This is a genomic window from Cupriavidus sp. 05T313 (genome assembly GCF_056396665.1).
The window spans coordinates 1-1,672 of sequence record NZ_JBFTLX010000490.1 but is presented as its reverse complement, the minus strand read 5'-3'; the positions used below and the strand labels follow the sequence as shown (position 1 = coordinate 1,672).

The window sequence follows — 1,672 nt, the reverse complement described above, 5'->3', positions numbered from 1 at the left end:
ACCCAATACCGCAATGCTCTCGATCCCGAAAACCAAGTTATACCCGGCGTTAAACGACAGGGCGAGTTCTTGATTTTTTGCGCGCCGATTGGCTGCCAAAGTGATAGCATTAAACCATTTAGAAATACGTACATCCTCAAGGCTCATCAGATTTATCACCTGAATCCCCCGGATGCTCTCGAGGAAATGAGTCTGTGCCTTTGCCTCATGGGTCATCACTTCATCGCTTGACCGATGATATGCTCCATGCGGAAGAATTCGTATTGCGGCGTATGCAATGACAGCGCCAATAGCTATGACACCTAGTTCTGGGCTGTAAACGAGAATAACAACGAGTGTCACTAGCGCGAACAGGCCGTCTAAAATGATCTCAACCAGCTTGCCTGTCACTGTCTGCTGGATGCTCTGCGTCGATTGGAAGCGCGAAATGATATCACCTGAATGACGCACCTCGAACCACTGGGTTGGCAGGTGGAGCAAATGCTTCATGACACGAGCAGCCCACTGTGTGCCGAATTGCACGGAAATCACGATACCCAACCAGCCGCGAGCCAGTTCTAGCCCCACCTTTATAAGGGTAGTGAGTACGGCCCCGATAACGAGCACCCATAACAACCCCATGTCCCCAGAAACAATGGAACCATCGACGATCCATTGGGTAAATAAGGGGGAAATAAGTAATGCAAGCTGAAGACTAGCCGCAAGCAGGAAAATCTGCCCCAAACTACGTCACAGCCCATTGAGACGTCCAACTAGTTGACGCCATCCAATCGCGGGATGGGGCAGTCTTGGCTCGAAGTCCGGAGCCGGAGACAGTTCTAATGCAATGCCGGTGAAATGTTTACTCACCACACTCATTGGTAGCTGCTGCTCGCCGCAAGCGGGATCGAAGATAGTCAGTTTCCCGCGCGAAAGACGCTTTAGGACAACAAAGTGACTCATGTCCCAGTGAAGCACACACGGCAAAGTGAGCTCCGTCAGCTCATGCATTTCTAGCCGCAACGGTCTGGCTATTAGCCCGATTGCGCTGCCGAGCCGTGCGAGGTCTGCCAAACTCATGCCTCGCATCGAGACGACAAACCTAGCGCGCAGCTCGTTCATCGAGAGAACTCGCCCATGGTGGGCAGCAACGTAGCCTAGGCACGCTAGCCCGCATTCAGTTGCGGTGGTTTGGAGATATGTAGACATGAGGAAAAAGTAGTCTGATCGGCCTCGGCGCAAAACCCGCATCTAGCGCTGTGAAGTCGCTTTCTATGTTCGCCTGGAATGCCATCGTCCCACGAACCCTGAGATGTCTATCCCCGATGCACTGAGTTTCTCGCCGGAGACGGACCTCATGAAGCGCGTCCAGTTTTCCTCGCTCCTCATTTCGCTCGCCAGAACAGAGAGCAATTCTCCTGTTACCGGCGAAGAAAGTGCATTACTCCGCACAGACGAGCGCATTTCCTCTCTATCCATTAAGGAGTTTTCTGAAATCCATTTTATGTAGTCGATCAGTTTTATGGTGTGAACTCCAGCGGCAATATGAAACGTTGGCTCACCGAGGGGGGTCGCGGAGTGCCACCACCCTCGTGGAACGTAAAGAACATCGCCGGGCTCAAGAACCACATCAAGCACTGGCTCCGCCGGTCGGCAGTGCTTGTAGTTCTTGCTCGTCTGCCCAGGCAAAGGA

3 protein-coding genes are annotated in these 1,672 nt (G+C 52.7%); all 3 read right to left on the bottom strand.

Annotation, left to right across the window (positions count from 1 at the left end):
* The coding region (locus AC1DKD_RS41135; RefSeq protein WP_477144737.1) for an ABC transporter transmembrane domain-containing protein at positions 1–723 on the bottom strand (723 nt) is incomplete at its 3' end.
* Positions 724–729: 6 nt separating this feature from the next.
* Positions 730–1,188 (bottom strand): cysteine peptidase family C39 domain-containing protein, encoded by a 459-nt coding sequence (locus AC1DKD_RS41130; protein ID WP_477144736.1) that lies wholly within the window; start codon positions 1,186–1,188, stop codon positions 730–732.
* A 63-nt stretch (positions 1,189–1,251) separates the two neighbouring features.
* Positions 1,252–1,672, bottom strand: a 421-nt coding sequence (locus tag AC1DKD_RS41125; RefSeq protein WP_477144735.1) for a JmjC domain-containing protein, incomplete at its 5' end; no start/stop codon positions are given.